This is a genomic window from Neobacillus sp. K501 (assembly GCF_053749995.1).
In genome coordinates this window covers 406,923-426,510 of sequence record NZ_JBSLYA010000001.1, presented here as the reverse complement: position 1 = coordinate 426,510, position 19,588 = coordinate 406,923, and the positions used below count along the sequence as shown (strand labels likewise).

19 protein-coding genes are annotated in these 19,588 nt (G+C 39.9%); 18 read left to right on the top strand and 1 reads right to left on the bottom strand.

Features of this window, described 5'->3' with window-relative positions; genetic code table 11:
- From rpoZ to spoVM, 13 genes are all read left to right on the top strand, one after another.
- Positions 1 to 219, top strand: a complete 219-nt coding sequence (rpoZ, locus tag ACWM35_RS02045) for a DNA-directed RNA polymerase subunit omega (RefSeq protein ID WP_454814986.1) — start codon at positions 1 to 3, stop codon at positions 217 to 219.
- Between the two features lie 175 nt (positions 220 to 394).
- Positions 395 to 1,612: a bifunctional phosphopantothenoylcysteine decarboxylase/phosphopantothenate--cysteine ligase CoaBC gene (gene coaBC / locus ACWM35_RS02040; RefSeq protein WP_454814984.1), complete on the top strand. Its 1,218-nt coding sequence runs from the start codon at positions 395 to 397 to the stop codon at positions 1,610 to 1,612.
- A complete protein-coding gene (priA, locus tag ACWM35_RS02035) occupies positions 1,599 to 4,010 on the top strand; it encodes a primosomal protein N' (RefSeq protein ID WP_454814983.1) in 2,412 nt (803 codons plus the stop codon). The genes coaBC and priA overlap by 14 nt, the downstream gene beginning before the upstream one ends.
- Before the next feature lie 118 nt (positions 4,011 to 4,128).
- The gene (def, locus tag ACWM35_RS02030) at positions 4,129 to 4,614 is read left to right on the top strand and encodes a peptide deformylase (RefSeq protein WP_454814981.1); all 486 of its coding nucleotides are present in this window, start codon (positions 4,129 to 4,131) and stop codon (positions 4,612 to 4,614) included.
- Positions 4,611 to 5,555 (top strand): methionyl-tRNA formyltransferase, encoded by a 945-nt coding sequence (fmt, locus tag ACWM35_RS02025; RefSeq protein WP_454814979.1) that lies wholly within the window; start codon positions 4,611 to 4,613, stop codon positions 5,553 to 5,555. Before def ends, fmt begins: the two co-directional genes overlap by 4 nt.
- A 1-nt stretch (position 5,556) precedes the next feature.
- On the top strand, positions 5,557 to 6,909 hold the full coding sequence (gene rsmB, locus ACWM35_RS02020) for a 16S rRNA (cytosine(967)-C(5))-methyltransferase RsmB (protein WP_454814977.1): 1,353 nt from the start codon (positions 5,557 to 5,559) through the stop codon (positions 6,907 to 6,909).
- A gap of 3 nt (positions 6,910 to 6,912) precedes the next feature.
- Positions 6,913 to 8,004 carry a 23S rRNA (adenine(2503)-C(2))-methyltransferase RlmN gene (gene rlmN / locus ACWM35_RS02015; RefSeq protein ID WP_454814975.1) on the top strand — a complete coding sequence of 364 codons (1,092 nt, stop codon included), beginning with the start codon at positions 6,913 to 6,915 and terminating at the stop codon, positions 8,002 to 8,004.
- A gap of 5 nt (positions 8,005 to 8,009) precedes the next feature.
- Positions 8,010 to 8,762 (top strand): Stp1/IreP family PP2C-type Ser/Thr phosphatase, encoded by a 753-nt coding sequence (locus ACWM35_RS02010; protein WP_454814973.1) that lies wholly within the window; start codon positions 8,010 to 8,012, stop codon positions 8,760 to 8,762.
- The gene (gene pknB, locus ACWM35_RS02005; RefSeq protein WP_454814972.1) at positions 8,763 to 10,727 is read left to right on the top strand and encodes a Stk1 family PASTA domain-containing Ser/Thr kinase; all 1,965 of its coding nucleotides are present in this window, start codon (positions 8,763 to 8,765) and stop codon (positions 10,725 to 10,727) included.
- Between the two features lie 55 nt (positions 10,728 to 10,782).
- A complete protein-coding gene (gene rsgA / locus ACWM35_RS02000; protein ID WP_454814970.1) occupies positions 10,783 to 11,664 on the top strand; it encodes a ribosome small subunit-dependent GTPase A in 882 nt (293 codons plus the stop codon).
- A 1-nt stretch (position 11,665) separates the two neighbouring features.
- On the top strand, positions 11,666 to 12,310 hold the full coding sequence (gene rpe / locus ACWM35_RS01995; RefSeq protein ID WP_454814968.1) for a ribulose-phosphate 3-epimerase: 645 nt from the start codon (positions 11,666 to 11,668) through the stop codon (positions 12,308 to 12,310).
- A gap of 54 nt (positions 12,311 to 12,364) precedes the next feature.
- Complete coding sequence (locus ACWM35_RS01990; RefSeq protein WP_454814966.1) at positions 12,365 to 13,012, top strand: thiamine diphosphokinase; 648 nt, start codon at positions 12,365 to 12,367, stop codon at positions 13,010 to 13,012.
- Between the two features lie 94 nt (positions 13,013 to 13,106).
- The gene (spoVM, locus tag ACWM35_RS01985; protein ID WP_035445740.1) at positions 13,107 to 13,190 is read left to right on the top strand and encodes a stage V sporulation protein SpoVM; all 84 of its coding nucleotides are present in this window, start codon (positions 13,107 to 13,109) and stop codon (positions 13,188 to 13,190) included.
- A 92-nt stretch (positions 13,191 to 13,282) separates the two neighbouring features.
- Here the strand turns inward: spoVM and rpmB are convergent, their stop codons facing one another.
- The gene (gene rpmB / locus ACWM35_RS01980) at positions 13,283 to 13,471 is read right to left on the bottom strand and encodes a 50S ribosomal protein L28 (protein ID WP_007087786.1); all 189 of its coding nucleotides are present in this window, start codon (positions 13,469 to 13,471) and stop codon (positions 13,283 to 13,285) included.
- 249 nt (positions 13,472 to 13,720) lie between these two features.
- On the opposite strand from rpmB, the gene ACWM35_RS01975 reads away from it, so the two are divergent.
- From ACWM35_RS01975 to recG, 5 genes are all read left to right on the top strand, one after another.
- The gene (locus tag ACWM35_RS01975; protein ID WP_263328033.1) at positions 13,721 to 14,083 is read left to right on the top strand and encodes an Asp23/Gls24 family envelope stress response protein; all 363 of its coding nucleotides are present in this window, start codon (positions 13,721 to 13,723) and stop codon (positions 14,081 to 14,083) included.
- A gap of 15 nt (positions 14,084 to 14,098) precedes the next feature.
- A complete protein-coding gene (locus ACWM35_RS01970) occupies positions 14,099 to 15,781 on the top strand; it encodes a DAK2 domain-containing protein (RefSeq protein WP_454814963.1) in 1,683 nt (560 codons plus the stop codon).
- Positions 15,782 to 15,884: 103 nt separating this feature from the next.
- On the top strand, positions 15,885 to 16,547 hold the full coding sequence (sdaAB, locus tag ACWM35_RS01965; protein WP_454814961.1) for an L-serine ammonia-lyase, iron-sulfur-dependent subunit beta: 663 nt from the start codon (positions 15,885 to 15,887) through the stop codon (positions 16,545 to 16,547).
- Between the two features lie 38 nt (positions 16,548 to 16,585).
- On the top strand, positions 16,586 to 17,482 hold the full coding sequence (sdaAA, locus tag ACWM35_RS01960; protein ID WP_454814959.1) for an L-serine ammonia-lyase, iron-sulfur-dependent, subunit alpha: 897 nt from the start codon (positions 16,586 to 16,588) through the stop codon (positions 17,480 to 17,482).
- Entirely contained in the window at positions 17,466 to 19,514 is a 2,049-nt protein-coding gene (recG, locus tag ACWM35_RS01955) for an ATP-dependent DNA helicase RecG (protein ID WP_454814957.1), read from the top strand. The genes sdaAA and recG overlap by 17 nt, the downstream gene beginning before the upstream one ends.
- Positions 19,515 to 19,588 lie beyond the last annotated feature (74 nt).

Here is a 19,588-nt window from a genome sequence, read left to right as displayed (position 1 = left end):
ATGTTATATCCTTCTATTGATTCGTTATTAAATAAAATTGATTCAAAGTATTCTTTAGTATCAGTGGCAGCAAAGCGTGCCCGTGCTATGCAGCAAGCACATGATGAAAGATTGCCAAAATATGTTTCATATAAATATGTAGGAAAAGCGCTAGAGGAAATCTACAGCGGCGACCTTACTTATCGTGTTGCCAAAAAAGCTGACTCAGTGACTGAATAACGGATTCCAACAAGCCAAAGACAAAAACAAGAAAGGTCTGACAGAAATTAAATGTCAGACTTTTTATTTTTATTGCAAAAATTGTAGAAAAATGGGTGAAATAGATGAAAAATCATCATCATTCTAGCATAATAATAGGAAAGAGTATTTGGAAAAGATGTGGGGGTTTTAGACAATGAATAAAAAAATCTTATTATGTGTAACAGGAGGAATTGCTGTATATAAAGCAGCCGCTTTAACGAGTAAACTTGTTCAATCAGGTGCAGAGGTAAAAGTCATACTCAGTGACTCGGCTGCCAAATTTGTTTCCCCATTAACCTTTCAGGCTTTATCCCGCAATGAAGTCTATACTGATACTTTTGAAGAAAAGAATCCAAGTGTGATTGCCCACATTGATCTGGCTGACTGGGCAGATTTAATACTTGTTGCACCTGCGACAGCTAATACAATTGCAAAGCTTGCCAATGGGATTGGCGATAATATGATTACGACCACCTTATTAGCGGCAACAGCACCTGTTTGGATTGCTCCCGCTATGAATGTACATATGTATGACCATCCAGCAGTGAAAAAAAATATAGCTACTTTAGCTGACTACGGATATCAGTTTATTGAACCGAGTGAAGGTTATTTAGCCTGCGGCTATGTTGGCAAGGGCCGATTGGAAGAGCCTGAAAAGATTGTTGAACTATTGAAGCGGTACTTTTTATCAAAAAGTTCATTGAAATTGAAAGGAAAGACCGTTTTAATTACCGCCGGTCCGACAAGAGAGAAAATTGATCCTGTCCGGTTTATTTCCAATCACTCTACTGGGAAAATGGGGTATGCCTTAGCAGAAGCGGCGAAGAGTGCAGGGGCGAAGGTTGTGTTAGTGTCAGGACCAGTAAATCTTCCGGCTCCAGCTGGAGTTGACCTAATAAAGGTTGAGAGTGCAGAAGAGATGTATCAGGCAGTGATGAACCGCTATGACGCTGTTGACATTGTGATTAAAACAGCTGCTGTTGCTGATTACCGGCCAAAAATTTCCTATGACCATAAAATGAAAAAGCAACCAGGAGACAAAACAATTGAGTTAGAAAGAACAAAAGATATATTATTTGAGCTTGGGAGTATGAAAACGAACCAAGTCCTTGTGGGTTTCGCGGCGGAAACAGACAATGTAGAAGAATATGCATTGAAAAAACTACATGCAAAAAATGCTGATATGATTGTTGCCAATAATGTAAAGGCTGAAGGAGCGGGATTCGGTACAGATACAAATATAGTTACGCTCTATAAACGGCAAGGTGGCAAAATGTCGCTGCCATTGCTATCGAAAAAGGAGACGGCCGAACGAATTATAGAGGAGACCGCTGAGATAGTGAAGGAATTGAATAAAAATGGGAATTGCTAGTGTCATCGTGGATGTTCCCGCGAAACAAACGGATAGGACGTTTGATTATCTTATACCTGATGATTGGGTTGAGACGATTCAGCCGGGGATGAGAGTCATTGTACCGTTTGGCCCAAGAAAAGTTCAGGGATTTGTCATTGATATTAAGTCTGAATCAGATTTTTTAAAGCTTCGTGAAATCAGTGAGCCAATGGATCTTGAGCCAATCCTTAATCCGGAATTATTAGCACTCGGGGAATGGCTGACAGATCATACGCTGTGTTTTAAGATCTCTGCTTTTCAGGTCATGCTTCCTGCAGCATTAAAAGCCAAATACGAAAAGACAGTTAAGCTTGCTGCAGATGTCCAAATAACAGCATTACCTGATAAACTCCAGGAGATTTTTCACCATGAGGGAATGATTCACTGGGATGAGGCTATTAAGCTAGGCATCGTTCCGGTGCTTCAAAGGGAGGCGTATAAGGGCCATCTTGAGGTTACCTATAATGTAAAGGGAAAAATTAAGAAAAAACAATTGAAGTTTGTTAGCCCGATTGTCTCAATCCCTGAATTAATAGAGGCTGCACACCAATTGCCGCAAAAAGCAGAAAAACAAAAAGTATTATTAGAATTTTTTATCAAGCATTATGAACCAGTTGAATTGAGGAAGATCATCAGTGAATTAAAGATTTCCTCGACGACAGTGAAAGCGCTCATTGAGAAGCAATTGCTAATGGAGCAAGAAATGGAAGTTTACCGTGACCCTTATGAACATCGCACGTTTGAACGGACAGAGCCGCTTCGATTAACAGTTGATCAGCAATCAGCAATTGGACCAATTCTTGAAACGATTGAAAATAAAAAACATGAAGTATTTCTTCTCTATGGGGTAACTGGCAGCGGAAAAACAGAGATTTACCTCCAATCCATTCAAGATTGTCTTGAAAAGGGAAGGGAAGCAATCGTACTTGTACCCGAAATCGCCTTGACTCCACAAATGGTTAATCGCTTCAAAGGTCGATTTGGTAATTTAGTTGCTGTTTTACACAGCGGTTTATCAGCAGGTGAAAAATATGATGAATGGCGTAAAATTCAGCGCAAAGAGGTAAAAGTAGTGGTTGGTGCTCGGTCGGCTATTTTTGCACCGTTTGAAAATCTAGGGATTATTATTATCGATGAAGAACATGAAACGAGCTATAAACAAGAAGAAATGCCCAGGTACCACGCCAGGGATGTTGCGATTGAACGAGCAAAGAATTATGATTGTCCAGTTGTCCTTGGCAGTGCTACCCCATCGTTAGAATCCTTTGCGAGGGCGCAAAAAGGGGTTTATCAGCTCTTAAACCTGCCAAACAGGATGAACCAAAAAGGGCTACCCACAGTAGAAATAATTGATATGCGTGAGGAGCTTCGTGCTGGCAATCGCTCCATGTTTTCTACTAAGCTATTTGAAATGCTAAAACAGCGAATGGAGCGGAATGAACAAGCAGTCTTATTTTTAAATAAGCGTGGCCACTCCTCATTTGTCATGTGCAGGGACTGTGGATACGTGATGAATTGTCCAAATTGCGATATTTCTTTAACCTATCATCGCGTGAATGAACAAATGAAGTGTCATTACTGCGGCTTCGAAAGCCGCGTCCCGCTAGTCTGTCCAGAATGCTCCAGCGAGCATATTCGCTATTTTGGGACTGGTACGCAGAAGGTAGAGGAGGAGTTAGCGAAGATTCTTCCAGAAGCAAGAGTCATTCGAATGGATGTTGACACTACTGGAAGAAAAGGAGCACATGAAAGTCTTTTAAAGGACTTTCAGGATGGAAAAGCGGATATCCTCCTTGGGACACAAATGATTGCAAAAGGCCTGGATTTTCCTAATATCACCCTTGTAGGTGTTCTTTCTGCCGATACGATGCTCCATTTACCAGATTTTCGATCGTCTGAAAAAACCTTTCAGTTGTTAACGCAGGTTAGTGGCAGGGCTGGGCGTCACGAATTACCTGGTGAGGTAATTATTCAAACGTATACACCTGAGCATTACAGTATAGAATTGGCTGGAACACAGGATTATGATCGCTTTTATCAAAAAGAAATGATGGTTCGAAAAATGCATCACTATCCGCCGTTCTACTATTTAACCTTGATTACTATAAGTCATGAACAATTAGTTAAGGTTGTTTCGGAAACGGAAAAGATTGTCTCGTTTATTCGTTCTCGAATTTCAAACCATGCCGTTGTTCTTGGACCTGCGGCTTCACCGGTACCAAGAGTGAATAATCGCTATCGCTATCAATGTTTAATAAAATATAAACGGGAACCTGAGCTTTTTAAAACATTGAAAACCATTCTGGACCAATATCAATCAGATACGAAAAGCGGCTTACTTGTATCGATTGATGTAAACCCATTTATTTTGATGTAATTGGCCTAAAAATCGTTGCTATAAAAGGTTATGATAAGGTATTTTGGGTGAAAATGAATACTAACTATAAGGGCTTGAGAATAATTTTCCCCTTTAAGATGAAACTGGAGGAACAGCATTGGCAATACAAAAAATTGTTACCTACCCTTCTGAAATACTCGAAAGAAAGTGCAAGCCGGTAGGAAAGTTTAACAAAAGGCTGGCAAGATTGCTTGACGATATGTATGATACCATGATTGAATATGACGGTGTTGGACTTGCAGCACCACAAATAGGTTTAGATGAAAGAATCGCCATTGTCGATATCGATGATGAAATGGGAACAATTGAGATGATCAATCCCCGAATCTTGAAAACCTCAGGAGAACAAACGGGGCCGGAAGGGTGTTTAAGCTTCCCGGATCTTTATGGAGAAGTGACAAGACCCCATTATGTGAAAATCGAAGCATTTGACCGGCAAGGAAGAAAGTATACATTGGAGGCTGAAGAGTTTCTTGCAAGAGCGATTCAGCATGAAATAGATCACTTAGACGGAGTTCTTTTTACGACTAAGGTTTCGAGATACTTGACAGAAGATGAGCTAAAAGGAGAAGAAAGTGAATGACAAAAATCGTTTTTATGGGTACACCAGATTTTTCGGTGCCCGTCTTACGCAAAATTATTGATGATGGCTTTGATGTAATCGGCGTGGTTACTCAGCCAGACCGACCGGTAGGGAGGAAAAGAGTTTTAACACCTCCACCTGTCAAAGTTGAAGCATTAAAGCACAGTATTCCGGTGTTTCAGCCAGAAAAAATCCGTCAACCAGAAGAACTCGAAAAAATCCTCTCCTTAAAGCCAGACTTAATTGTTACGGCAGCTTTTGGGCAGATTTTACCAAAAGAGCTGCTTCAGGCACCGACTTATGGTTGTATAAATGTTCATGCCTCCCTGCTCCCAGAGCTTCGTGGCGGAGCACCTATCCATTATGCGATTATCCAAGGAAAGAAGAAAACGGGAATTACCATCATGTATATGGTTGAAAAGTTAGATGCTGGTGATATTTTAACTCAAGTAGAGGTCCCGATTACAGAAGAAGACAATGTAGGGACGCTTCATGAAAAGCTAAGTGCTGCTGGTTCAGAACTTTTATCTAAGACATTGCCACAGCTGCTTGAAGGGAAATTAACTCCGATTCCGCAAAACAATGAGGAAGCTACTTTTGCGTATAATATTAAACGGGAACAGGAAAAAATTGATTGGACGATGACCGGTGAGGAAATTTACAACCATATTCGCGGTTTAAATCCATGGCCAGTTGCATTTACCCTCATAGATGGACAGGTTTTAAAGGTGTGGCGTTCAGAGAAGACTGCAGGTACTTCTGAACAGGATGCAGGAACTATCCTTAAGCTTGAAGCCGATGGGATAACGGTAAGTACGGGAAATGGAACAGCGATAAAGATTACGGAACTACAGCCTTCTGGTAAAACAAAAATGACGAGTGAACAGTTCTTACGGGGAGCTGGCGCTAAACTTACATTGGGCAGTAAATTAGGAGAATAACATGACTTCAACAAGAAAAAAAAATGTACGTGAAATAACCATGGAATTACTTACAACCATAGAAAAAAATCAATCGTACAGCAACCTATTATTAAACAGTACGATTGAAAAGAATAAGGTAGCTGCTATAGATATTGGGTTATTGACAGAACTTACCTATGGGACGATTCAGAGGAAAATGGCTTTAGATTATTTCTTAAAGCCATTCATAAAGAATAGTAAAAAATTAGAAAATTGGGTGTTACAGCTACTAAGGCTAACGCTCTATCAAATGGTTTACCTTGATAAAATTCCAGACCATGCAGCAATTTATGAAGCAGTAGAAATTGCCAAAAAACGTGGACATAAAGGGATTGCAGGAATGGTGAATGGGGTGCTGCGCAGCATTCAGAGGCAAGGTCTCCCATCCTTAGAGGAGATCGCTGACCGAAACGAAAGATTAGCCATTGAAACCAGCCATCCGAAATGGCTGGTTGACAGATGGGTTAGGCAGTTTGGATTTGAAAAAACACAAGAAATGTGTGAGATAAACTTAACAGCTCCCTTGCAAACAGCTAGAGTGAATCTAACTAAGATAAGTGTTCGTGAATGTATCGAGGACTTGGAAGAAGAGGGTTTCCAAATTGAAAAAAGCCCTGTCATCCCGGAAGCGATACGCTCCTATAGAGGGAATTTAGCTTTATCACGAGCGTATAAAAAGGGTTTCCTTACGATACAGGATGAGAGTTCTATGTTTGTTGCATATGCTCTCGATGCAAATGAAAATGAAAAGATTCTCGATGCATGTGCTGCTCCTGGTGGAAAGAGTACCCATATAGCCGAAAAAATGAAATTAACTGGGGTAGTTTACTCCATTGACTTGCACGAGCACAAAGTCAAACTCATTAATGATCAGGCATCTCGCTTAAATCTAGGTAATATAAAAACAATGGCAATGGATTCCAGAACCTTGGGGAACCATTTTGAAGAAGAGTCATTTCACAGAGTTTTATTAGATGCCCCTTGCTCAGGGCTTGGTGTAATGAGAAGAAAACCTGATATGAAATATACGAAGCAAGAAAAGGATATTATTAAATTAAGTACAATTCAGCAAAATCTTCTTGATTCTGTTTCTACCTTGGTGAAAAAAGGTGGTATTCTTGTCTATAGTACGTGTACAGTAGATAAAGAGGAAAATGAAAATACAATCAAGGAATTTCTAGCACAACACTCAGAGTTTGAACCAGACCTTTCATTTAAAGATAGGATGCCAGAGGCGGTTCAAGAGCTGATTACAGAGTATTATTTGCAAATTTTCCCGCAGGATTTTGGATCAGACGGATTCTTTATCGCAGCATTAAGAAAGAAGGTGTAACAGTTGGAACAACTAAATACAACTGAGAAGAAAACAACAATAGAAGAAAAGAAAACATCAATCTATTCCTTAGAACTTCACGAATTAAAAGATTGGTTAAGTGAAAATGGTGAAAAACCTTTTAGAGCAGAACAAATATTTGATTGGCTTTATAAAAAAAGAATCTCTTCATTCGAAGAAATGAGTAATCTTTCAAAAGGGTTACGAGATAAAATATCCCAACAGTTCCAGCTTACAACATTAAAAACCGTGATTAAGCAAACCTCTGCAGACGGTACGATTAAGTTTTTATTTGAGCTCCATGATGGATACTCAATAGAAACAGTACTTATGCGTCATGATTACGGAAATTCGGTGTGTGTCACCACACAGGTAGGCTGCCGAATTGGTTGTACTTTTTGCGCATCAACCTTAGGAGGATTAAAGCGCCACCTGGAAACTGGTGAAATTGTGGCCCAGGTAGTAACGGTGCAACAGGCACTTGATGAAACGGATGAACGAGTAAGCTCAGTGGTAATTATGGGGATTGGCGAACCTTTTGATAATTATGATAACATGCTATCATTTTTGAAAAATATCAATCATGAAAAGGGATTGAATATTGGAGCGAGACATATTACTGTCTCTACTAGTGGAATTGTTCCAAAGATTTATCAATTTGCAGACGAAAATATGCAAATCAATTTTGCAATTTCCCTACATGCTCCAAACACCGAATTACGGTCACGGTTAATGCCAATTAATAGAGCGTATAAATTGGATGACTTGATGGAATCGGTAAGGTATTATATCGATAAGACGGGGCGTCGAATTAGCTTTGAGTATGGTCTTTTTGGTGGTGTGAACGATACGGTAGAGCATGCGGAAGAGTTAGCAGAGTTGTTAAAAGGCCTAAAATGTCATGTGAATCTCATACCAGTTAATTATGTTCCAGAAAGGGATTATGTGCGTACACCGAAAGATAAGATTTTTGCATTTGAGAAAACACTGAAAAATCGTGGTATAAATGTAACTATTCGCCGAGAGCAGGGGTCTGACATTGATGCAGCATGTGGACAACTTCGTGCAAAGGAGCGAAAAGAAGAGACGAGGTGACAGTTGTGAAAGCTGTATATAGAACAGACGTAGGGAGAATTAGGCAAAATAATGAAGATAGTGTAGGGATTTTTGTCAACCAAGACGGTAATCGCCTGGCCATTGTAGCCGATGGGATGGGTGGTCACCGTGCTGGTGATGTGGCAAGTTCCATGACATTAGCGCATTTAAAGGATTTATGGGAGCAAACTTCTGGGCTTCAAACAGCCGATCAAGCAGAAGCATGGTTAAAAACAAGCATTTCACATGTAAATCAATTATTGCTAGATCATTCTATCAGTCATGAAGAATGTGAAGGAATGGGAACAACAATAGAAGCCATCATTACTACAAACCTTTTTGCAAGCGTAGCTCATGTTGGTGATAGTCGTAGTTATATATTAAATGATTCTGGATTTCAACAGTTGACGGAGGATCATACGCTTGTAAATGAGTTAGTTCGTTCCGGACAAATTTCTAGAGAGGATGCGGAGCATCATCCAAGAAAGAATGTTATTTTAAGAGCTTTAGGAACAGAACAAACTGTTAACATCGATATTAAGACGATTACTTTTGAAGAGGGCGATATTCTCTTATTATGTTCTGACGGACTTTCCAATAAAGTAAGTGAAGCAGAAATGATTGAGATTTTAACGAATGATGAGAAGTTGGAGAAAAAAGCAGAAACGCTGGTATCCTTAGCCAATGAATATGGCGGCGAAGATAACATTACCCTGGCAATTGTGGAGTTTTTCGAAAGTGGCGAGGGTGATGTATAGATGGTAATTGGTAAAAGATTAAGCGGACGCTATAAGGTTTTAGAAATGATTGGCGGCGGCGGAATGGCGAACGTCTATTTAGCTCACGACATGATTTTGGACCGTGATGTTGCCGTAAAAATGCTTCGCCTTGACTTTGCGAATGATGAGGAGTTTATTCGTCGATTTCGCAGGGAGGCTCAGTCTGCCACAAGCTTAGCGCATCCGAATATCGTAAATATTTATGATGTTGGTGAAGAGAACGACCTATACTATATTGTAATGGAATATGTAGACGGGCAGACTTTAAAACAATACATACAGCAAAATTCACCGCTTCGAGTAGAGGAAGCGCTTGAAATTATGAGACAGCTGACATCAGCTATTTCTCATGCCCACCAAAATCACATTGTCCATCGCGATATTAAGCCGCAAAACATTCTTGTGGACCGCGTTGGGAATGTAAAAATAACGGATTTTGGGATTGCGATGGCCCTAAGTGCAACAAGTATCACCCAAACCAACTCGGTTCTTGGTTCGGTTCATTATTTATCACCAGAACAAGCAAGAGGCGGTATGGCTAATAAGAAGTCTGATATTTATTCTTTAGGGATCGTTATGTTCGAATTATTAACAGGTCGTTTACCGTTTTCTGGTGAATCAGCGGTTTCAATCGCGTTAAAACATCTGCAATCAGAGACTCCCTCCGTAAGAAGATGGAACCCAAACACCCCACAAAGTGTGGAGAATATTGTTTTAAAAGCAACAGCTAAGGATTCCTTCCATCGTTATAACAGTGTAGATGAAATGGAGGAGGATTTAAGAACTGCTTTAGATTCGGATCGGATCAATGAACAAAAATTTATCATTCCAATCGATGACGATGCAACAAAGGCGATACCGGTAATTACAAACGACCGGCCGCTGCAAAACCTTGATGAAACGTTAGTGCATAGCCAAGAGAAAATTCCAAACAACCAAAGTAATCTTGATAAAAAGGGAATAGAAAAGAAAAAGCGTAAAAAATGGCCGATTATCTTACTATCAACGGTTGTTCTTTTAACCTTATTAGCAATTTTCACGATAACTTTATTACCCGATTTACTTTCCGCTAAAGAAATTGAAGTTCCTGAAGTTCAGGGAATGGAGGCAGATGAGGCTAAGATAAAGCTTGAATCAGCTGGATTAAAGGTAAGTAAAGAAATAGAAATTACCGATGAGGAAATAGAAGAGGGCAAAGTAATTAAAACGAACCCAGAAGAAGGAAGCACAGTAAAAGAACATGCCTCGATTACCTTGTATATTAGCACTGGAAAAGAAAAATTTGAGCTATCAGATTACGTTGGCCGCGATTATGAAGATGTCGCCCGCTTATTGGATAATTACAATTTTAAGGATATAAAAATATCCGAAGTCACTGACGACAGTGATCCGGGAACGATTCTAAGTCAAGATCCTGAAAGCGGCGAAAAAGTGGTTCCAGAAGAAACGGTGTTAGAGTTTGAAGTAAGTAAAGGTCCAGAGAAAATTATTTTAAAGGATTTAACCCAATACAACACGAGGGGAGCACAGGATTATCTTGCTTCTGTTGGACTTACTCTGGATGCTTCCCAAGAAGCATTTCATGATACGATTCCTGCAGGCATGATTATTTCCCAAACTCCAGCAACAGGGACAGAAATGAAAAAGGGTGACAAGGTCTCAGTGGTTGTTTCCAAAGGTAAAGAAGAAAAACCATTTAAACCAGTTTCGGTAGATATCACCATTGAGTACACGGGTATAGAACCAGGTCAAAAACAAGAAGTTATCATTTATATTCAGGATGTGAATCATACAATAAGCACGCCGGTACAGTCCTTCCCGATTACCGCAACAACGAAAACAACGATCGAGCTGACAGTTTCAGCTGAAAGTGACGCAGGTTATAAAGTTTTCAGAGACGGTCGTGTAATTGAGGAAAAATCTGTACCTTATCCTGCAGATTAGAATAATTATACTTCCTGGAAAAGATATGATTGTAAAAAAGGCAAGGAGTGTTGCTATGCCTGAAGGAAAAATTGTCAAAGCGCTAAGTGGTTTTTATTATGTCATACATGAAGGTCAACTTATCCAGTGCCGTGGCAGGGGAGTATTCCGAAAAAACAAGATTACACCTCTTGTTGGTGATGAAGTGGTCTTTCAAGCGGAGAATGACCGTGAAGGATATATATTAGAAGTAAAGCCGCGAAAAAATGAACTAGTCCGGCCGCCAATTTCAAACGTGGATCAGGCTATTCTTGTTTTTTCAGCTGTTGAACCTGATTTTAGTACGGTCCTTTTAGATCGGTTCTTGGTGTTGATTGAATTTAATCATATTAAACCACTTATTTGTATTACAAAAATGGATCTCACTAATCAAGAACAAATGCAGGCAATTACAGAATACGCAGATGAATACCGAGGTATGGGGTATGAAGTGATTTTAACATCGTCAGAAACGGCAACCGGTATTGAGGGCCTCAATCCCCATATAAACAATAAGATATCGGTATTTGCTGGACAATCAGGTGTTGGGAAATCATCATTATTAAACGTATTACGTCCAGATCTTGAGTTGAAAACAAATGATATTTCCTCTCATCTTGGCAGAGGTAAACATACTACCCGTCATGTGGAATTAATCAAAATAGGCGATGGTCTGGTTGCAGATACACCGGGCTTTAGCTCGCTTGAATTCACCAATATTGAAGCAGAAGAGTTAAACTATTGCTTTCCGGATATAGCAAGCGTAAGTGAAAATTGCAAATTTCGCGGCTGTCTCCATCTCAGTGAACCAAGGTGTGCCGTTAAAGCAGCGGTAGAATCAGGCATGATTGCAAAATATCGCTATAAACATTATGTTGATTTTCTTGAAGAAATTAAAGATAGAAAGCCGAGGTATTAAAATGGTGAAAATTGCACCTTCTATCCTTTCAGCTGATTTTGCTAATTTGGGGAGCGAGATTATAGCGGTAGAAAAGGCGGGAGCCGACTATATTCATGTTGATGTAATGGATGGACATTTTGTCCCTAATATTACGATTGGGCCTTTAATCGTTGAAGCGATTCGACCCGTTACACAGCTTCCGCTGGACGTTCATTTAATGATTGAAAATCCGGATCAATATATTGAAGCATTTGCAAAGGCAGGTGCCGACTATATTACCGTCCATGTTGAAGCTTGCCGTCATCTACACCGGACCATCCACCATATTAAGTCGTTTGGAGTAAAAGCCGGGGTCGTGTTAAATCCAGCCACACCAGTCGATTCGATTCAGCATATTTTGGCTGATATTGATATGGTATTATTGATGTCTGTTAACCCAGGTTTTGGCGGGCAAAAGTTTATCCCTGAGGTCCTTCCGAAAATCAGACAGGTGAAAGAAATGGCAGCTAAGAAAGGTTTAACGATTGAGATTGAAATTGATGGCGGTGTTAATCCAGAAACGGCAAAACTATGTATGGAAGCCGGAGCAACCGTTCTAGTTGCTGGTTCAGCCATTTATAATCAAGAAGATTATGCGGAAGCAATTTCCTTAATCAGAGGATAAAAAAGTAAAAAGCCGGCTTAAGCTGGCTTTTTCTTTTAGAAAAGAGGACGTGTAATGAAAATTAATATTGTCGCTGGAGGGCCTGAAGAACTGCTCCCGAATTTGCAGGATTATCAGGATCAAAATGAAATCTGGGTGGGAGTGGATCGCGGGGTATTCTTCCTCCTAAAAAACGGCCTAATACCTGCAATAGCGTTCGGCGATTTTGATTCCGTATCAACAAAAGAATTAGCGGTAATCGAAGGACAAGTTAAACAAATTAAAAGATATAAGCCGGAAAAAGATGAGACTGATATGGAACTAGCATTAAATTGGGCGTTAGAACAGGATGCTGAAGTTATTCGGATATTTGGTGCAACAGGAGGAAGATTAGATCATCTATTCGCCAATATACAATTATTATTTAAGCCGTTTAACGAAGTAAAAAGGACGGAAATCATCTTAATTGACAAGCAAAATAACATGTTTTTAAGAGGTCCAGGCAGTTATCAAATAAAAAAATGTCCAGAAAAAAAATACATATCTTTTATCCCTCAAACCTTATCAGTTAAAGGAATAACCCTAACAGGATTTAAATACCCATTAAAAAACCGTCATATTTCCATCGGATCCACATTATGTATTAGTAATGAACTTGTTGGTGATTATGGTACTTTTTCATTTTCTGAAGGCATATTATTAGTGATAAGAAGTGATGATTAATTCGATTTCTAGTGGTACTGATTTCGTTTATTTGAATAAAATAGTATGGGCATACGAAAAAGTTGAGATGTGTGAGATGGTGAGGAGGGACAGTATGAAGTTTTATACAATTAAACTGCCGAAATTTTTAGGTGGACTTGTCCGAGCGATGATTGGTGCATTTAAAAAGAATGAATAGAATTTTGTTTGAAGCACCTATAAGGTGCTTTTTATTTTGCAAAAAAAGGGGAAGAATGATTAAAGGGCACCCTTTACAGGATGCCCATCTAATTATACGCGTTCAACTTTACCAGATCTTAATGCTCTTGCAGAAACCCAAACACGCTTTGGCTTTCCGTCAACAAGAATACGTACTTTTTGTAGGTTAGCACCCCATGTACGCTTGTTAGCGTTCATAGCGTGTGAACGAGCGTTACCAGTTGTTGTTTTCTTACCAGTTACAACACATTTACGTGGCATAATGATTTCCCTCCTTAATACCAAAAGCTTTAAACAGCATTTACGTTATTGTCCAAAGATACCTTAATAATTTATCACACAACTTATCGTAATGCAATAGTTGTTATCAAACCTTTCAAGAAAAATACCTTGACAATGAATTTATTTTAATACAGTAATATTATAAAGGGAAGTATGACTTTCAAATTTTTCTTGACTATAGTAAAATGTCATTATTCAAGGAGCAAATTCCAAAAGGGGGAACGATTCATGTCCATTGAATTAAAGAATAAGTACGGACAAATTGATATTTCAAATGAAGTAATCGCCACCATCGCTGGAGGAGCCGCAATCGATTGTTATGGAATCGTCGGTATGGCTTCTAAGAATCAAATTAAAGACGGTCTAACCGAGATTTTACGAAGAGAAAATTTTACTCGTGGAGTTATTGTTCGTCAGGAAAATGAAGAAGTACATATTGATATGTATATAATCGTTAGCTATGGAACGAAAATTTCCGAGGTTGCTCATAACGTGCAATCGAAGGTTAAATACACACTCGATAAGACCGTTGGACTTGCCGTTGACTCGGTAAATATTTACGTTCAGGGAGTTCGTGTGACGAACCCGTAGTGAGGAGGAAAGTTTGTGTCAATAACAGCATTAGATGGAAAACGTTTTGCAGAGATGGTGATTCAAGGTGCGAATCACCTGTCAGCCAATGCTAAAATGGTTGATGCATTAAACGTTTTTCCAGTGCCCGATGGTGATACTGGAACGAATATGAATTTATCGATGACCTCCGGGGCAAAAGAAGTTAAGAATTACGTTCAAGAGCATATTGGAAAAGTGGGTACGGCCTTATCAAAAGGTTTGCTTATGGGAGCACGAGGAAATTCAGGTGTCATCCTTTCACAATTGTTTCGTGGGTTTTCAAAAGCAGTGGAAACTAAAGCGGAGATTTCTGCCAAAGAATTTGCTGCTGCCTTTGAGTCAGGTGTTGAAACGGCCTATAAGGCAGTCATGAAGCCTGTTGAAGGGACGATTTTAACGGTTGCCAAAGATTCTGCTAAAAAAGGCGTTCAGGCAGCGCAAAAGTCAAATGATATCATCGTTATTATGGAGGAAATTTTAAAAGAAGCGAAAGCATCCCTTAAGCGTACTCCAGATTTACTTCCTGTACTTAAGGAAGTGGGAGTTGTTGATAGCGGCGGTCAAGGGCTTGTTTTTGTTTATGAAGGCTTTCTAGCTGAATTAAAAGGCGAAAAATTGCCTGATAGCCCAGAAGCGCTTCCATCCATGGATGATATGGTCAATGCAGAACATCATAAGAGTGTTCAAAGTCACATGAATACAGAGGATATTGTATTCGGCTATTGTACAGAATTTATGGTGAGGTTTGAAGAGGACAAATTATCTAAGCATCCGTTTAAGGAACAGGTTTTCCGTAATGATCTCAGCAGGCTTGGAGATTCCCTTCTTGTCATTGCTGATGAAGAGGTCGTTAAGGTGCATATTCATTCGGAACAGCCGGGTGATTGCTTGAACTATGGTCAGCGTTATGGAAGTTTAATTAATTTAAAGATAGAAAATATGCGCCAGCAGCATACGAATATTGTTGGCGAAACTCATACACCATTAGTGTCAAATAAACCACAGCCTCCAAAAGAGAAACAGGAATATGGGATTGTAACGGTTTCAATGGGTTCAGGTGTAGCTGAATTGTTTAGAAGTATTGGTGCTCATGCTGTGATCGAAGGCGGCCAAACAATGAATCCTAGTACAGAGGATATCGTGAAGGCTGTGAAAGAGGTAAATGCGAAGAAAGTATTTATTCTTCCAAATAATAAGAATATTATTATGGCTGCGGAGCAGGCTGCTGATGTTTCGGAAGAAGAAATTTATGTCATTCCAACCAAAACTGTACCACAAGGGCTTACTGCTTTATTAGCCTTTAATCCAGGTGCCGATGTTCAAAGTAATGAAGCTGCGATGAAGGATGCGATGCAGCAGGTTAAAACAGGTCAAATTACCTATGCTGTCCGCGATACACAAATCGATGGCTTGGAAATTGAAAAAGATGATTTCATGGGAATTTCTGAAGGGAAAATTGTTGTAAAGAATAAAGAAAAAGCAAAAGTTGCTGAAGAATTATTGGCTCAAATGTTAGATGAAGATTCGGAGATCTTAACGATTATTTATGGTGAAGATGTTTCTGAAGACGAAGTGGGTGCACTTGCCGCCTTTGTTGAGGAAAATTTTGCAGACGTTGAAGTTGAACTTCATGACGGAAAACAACCATTATATTCCTTTATCTTTGCAATTGAATAAGGTGTTAAAATAAGAAGAGGAAACTCTTCTTTTTTCTTTTTAATATGTTATAACTATAAAGGGATGTAAATAAAGAGTTATTTTCCTGAGGGGAGAAGACGATATGAAATATAGAAGTGTTTTTGACATCATTGGACCGGTAATGATTGGTCCTTCAAGTTCACATACTGCTGGGGCAGCTAGAATTGGTAGGGTGGCTCGAAGTTTGTTTGGCAGGGAGCCTAAATGGGCCAATATTTCATTATACGGCTCATTTGCCCAGACCTATAAAGGGCATGGAACAGATGTTGCGATTGTCGGCGGTTTATTAGATTTTGATACGGATGACGTTAGAATTATTAATGCAATTGATATAGCTAAGGAACGGGGCATTAAATTACGTTTTATTGAAGAAGAGGCGGTAACAGATCACCCAAATACTGCTCGAGTCATCATTGGTGATGATAAAGGCGAACTAGAGTTGGTCGGAATATCCATTGGCGGCGGAAAAATTGAAGTGACGGAATTGAATGGCTTTGAATTAAAATTATCCGGAAACCATCCTGCAATCTTAGTTGTCCATAATGACCGTTTCGGGGCAATCGCTAGCGTTTCAAATGTACTGGCAAAATATGAAATCAATATTGGTCATATGGAGGTTTCTCGTAAAGAAAAAGGAAAACTTGCCCTCATGACGATTGAGGTTGACCAAAATATCGAGGATAAAATCATTCATGAACTTGAACAACTACCAAACATTCTTAAAGTAACTAGAATAGTTGATTAATTAGAAAAGCGGTTATGAACAACAAGGGGGAAGTCACATTGTTTCGTAATGTTGCAGAGCTAGTAGAACTGGCAATAACTCAAAATAAAAAAATTTCAGAAATTATGATAGAACAGGAAGTGACTGTAACCGGGCGCAGCCGGGAACAAGTTCTTGCCTTTATGGAAAGAAATTTAACTGTTATGGAGGAAGCCGTTGAACGTGGAATTAAAGGTGTTACCTCCCATTCAGGTTTAACAGGTGGAGATGCGGTTCTTCTTCAAAAATACATTGAAAAAGGTAATTTTTTATCAGGAAAAACGATTTTAGATGCAGTAAGTAAAGCGGTTGCAACAAATGAAGTGAATGCAGCTATGGGAACCATTTGTGCAACACCAACGGCTGGTTCGGCAGGCGTGGTTCCTGGTACATTGTTTGCTGTCAGAGATAAGTTAAATCCGACGCGAGAGCAAATGATTTCCTTTTTGTTTACAGCTGGAGCCTTCGGATTTGTTGTTGCTAACAACGCTTCTATTTCGGGTGCAGCAGGCGGATGTCAGGCTGAGGTAGGTTCTGCTTCTGGAATGGCGGCAGCTGCCATCGTTGAATTGGCTGGCGGTACTCCTCAGCAATGTGCGGAAGCGATGGCGATTACTTTAAAAAATATGCTGGGTCTCGTTTGTGACCCTGTTGCAGGCTTGGTTGAGGTACCTTGTGTAAAGCGAAATGCCATGGGGGCTGCCAATGCAATGGTCGCTGCCGATATGGCATTAGCGGGGATTACGAGCCGGATTCCTTGTGATGAGGTAATCGATGCCATGTTTAAAATTGGTCAATCAATGCCAACAGCATTAAAAGAAACTGCGCAAGGAGGGTTGGCGGCTACACCGACAGGTCGTGAACTCGAAGCAAAGATCTTCGGTATTCCGCGCGGGCAAAGTGAATCTAAATCTTAAACAATCTGTAACAGCATTAAAAGGGATAGGGGAAGAAACGGCAGAAAGCTTGGCAGAAATGAAAATTTTCACGATTCAAGATATAATGGAGTATTTTCCTTATCGTTATGAAGATTACCGTCTTCGTGACCTCGCGGAAGTGAAGCATGAAGAAAAAATTACCGTGGAAGGGAAGGTTCATAGTGAACCTTCTCTTGCCTATTATGGGCGGAAGAAATCAAAGCTGATGTTTCGGATGTTTGTGGGGCAATATTTAATTAAGGTTGTTTTTTTTAATCAACCCTATTTGAAAAATAAGATTTTGATCAATGAAACAATTACGATTACTGGTAAATGGGATGCCCACCGCCAGACGATAACCGCCAGTGAAATGCAAGCAGGGACAAATGCAAAAGCGAAGGAATTTGAACCTGTTTACTCACTTAAAGGTAAAATAACCACAAAGGGTATGAGAAAATTTATTCATATGGCCTTTCAACAGTTTGGTCAATTTGTGGAGGAGACTTTACCTTTAGCGCTGGTAAAAAAATATCGTTTGCTTGATCGGCGACAAGCATTAAAAACAATGCATTTTCCAATTGACCAAGAAACGGTTAAACAAGCTAGACGACGTTTAGTGTATGAGGAGTTTTTGCAATTCCAGTTAAAGATGCAGGCGTTGCGAAAGTTTGAACGGGAGCATTCACCAGGTATTGAGATAATATATCCGGAGGCTAAAGTAAAGGAATTTATTGACCGCCTCCCGTTTCCACTCACAAATGCTCAAAACCGGGTTGTCGATGAAATATTAACCGATTTAAAGTCACCGCTTCGGATGAACCGCCTGCTTCAGGGGGATGTTGGTTCGGGGAAAACGGTGGTAGCGGCAATCGGCTTATTTGCCAGTGTCACGGCTGGTTATCAAGGAGCTTTAATGGTTCCAACAGAAATATTAGCAGAGCAGCACGCTGAATCACTTAAGCAATTATTAGAACCGTTTGAGATCAGATGTGAGTTGTTAACGAGCTCAGTCAAAGGGAAACGCCGGAAAGCAATCCTTCAGGACATAGCAGAAGGGAGTGTACATGTTCTAATCGGGACACATGCTCTCATTCAGGACGAAGTTTCCTTTCATAAACTAGGTTTTGTGATTACGGATGAACAGCATCGTTTTGGAGTGGAACAGCGCAGAATTTTGCGTGAAAAAGGTGAGAATCCAGATGTGTTGTTTATGACGGCAACCCCGATTCCGAGAACATTGGCGATTACTGTTTTTGGAGAAATGGATGTATCGATCATTGATGAAATGCCTGCAGGACGGAAGGCCATTGAGACCTATTGGGCTAAGCCAGATATGCTAGATCGTGTGCTTTCCTTTGTGGAGAAAGAGTTAGTGAAAGGTCACCAGGCGTATGTCATTTGTCCTTTAATTGAGGAATCGGACAAGCTCGATGTACAAAATGCCATTGATGTACATACGACATTAAGCCATTATTTCCAAAATCGCTATCAAGTAGGGCTCATGCATGGTAGATTAAGTTCTGAAGAGAAAGATTCAGTTATGAAGCTGTTTAGCAGTAATCATGTTCAGGTGCTTGTTTCTACTACGGTTGTTGAGGTAGGGGTAAATGTTCCCAATGCTACGATGATGGTTATTTATGATGCAGAAAGATTTGGTCTCTCTCAGCTTCATCAGCTTCGAGGCAGGGTTGGTAGAGGTAGTGATCAATCCTACTGCATATTACTGGCAGATCCGAAATCCGAGGTTGGTCAGGAAAGAATGAGGATTATGACGGAAACGAACGATGGCTTTGCTCTGAGTGAAAAGGACCTTGAGTTACGAGGACCAGGGGACTTTTTCGGTAGAAAACAGAGCGGAGTCCCGGAATTTAAGCTGGCTGACATGGTTCATGATTATCGAGCATTGGAAACAGCTAGAAATGATGCAGCCATGATGATTCATTCAAACTCCTTCTGGACTTCTCCAGAATACGAAACGTTAAGGAACCAATTGGAGGAGACAGGTGTTTTAGAAGGGGAAAAACTAGATTAGTTTCATTAGTAAAAATAGTTACACTTTAAGCAGCTTGCATCTTTTTCTTGCAATCTGCTTTTTCAAATTTTATA

Excerpts from the sequence above, each read along its gene's own strand:
- rpe (WP_454814968.1), top strand. The coding sequence starts at position 11,666 with ATGGTGAAAATTGCACCTTCTATCCTTTCAGCTGATTTTGCTAATTTG.
- fmt (WP_454814979.1), top strand. The coding sequence starts at position 4,611 with ATGACAAAAATCGTTTTTATGGGTACACCAGATTTTTCGGTGCCCGTC.
- spoVM (WP_035445740.1), top strand. The coding sequence starts at position 13,107 with ATGAAGTTTTATACAATTAAACTGCCGAAATTTTTAGGTGGACTTGTC.
- rpmB (WP_007087786.1), bottom strand. The coding sequence starts at position 13,471 with ATGCCACGTAAATGTGTTGTAACTGGTAAGAAAACAACAACTGGTAAC.
- coaBC (WP_454814984.1), top strand. The coding sequence starts at position 395 with ATGAATAAAAAAATCTTATTATGTGTAACAGGAGGAATTGCTGTATAT.
- sdaAB (WP_454814961.1), top strand. The coding sequence starts at position 15,885 with ATGAAATATAGAAGTGTTTTTGACATCATTGGACCGGTAATGATTGGT.
- ACWM35_RS01990 (WP_454814966.1), top strand. The coding sequence starts at position 12,365 with ATGAAAATTAATATTGTCGCTGGAGGGCCTGAAGAACTGCTCCCGAAT.
- rsmB (WP_454814977.1), top strand. The coding sequence starts at position 5,557 with ATGACTTCAACAAGAAAAAAAAATGTACGTGAAATAACCATGGAATTA.
- ACWM35_RS01975 (WP_263328033.1), top strand. The coding sequence starts at position 13,721 with ATGTCCATTGAATTAAAGAATAAGTACGGACAAATTGATATTTCAAAT.
- priA (WP_454814983.1), top strand. The coding sequence starts at position 1,599 with ATGGGAATTGCTAGTGTCATCGTGGATGTTCCCGCGAAACAAACGGAT.
- rpoZ (WP_454814986.1), top strand. The coding sequence starts at position 1 with ATGTTATATCCTTCTATTGATTCGTTATTAAATAAAATTGATTCAAAG.
- rsgA (WP_454814970.1), top strand. The coding sequence starts at position 10,783 with ATGCCTGAAGGAAAAATTGTCAAAGCGCTAAGTGGTTTTTATTATGTC.
- pknB (WP_454814972.1), top strand. The coding sequence starts at position 8,763 with ATGGTAATTGGTAAAAGATTAAGCGGACGCTATAAGGTTTTAGAAATG.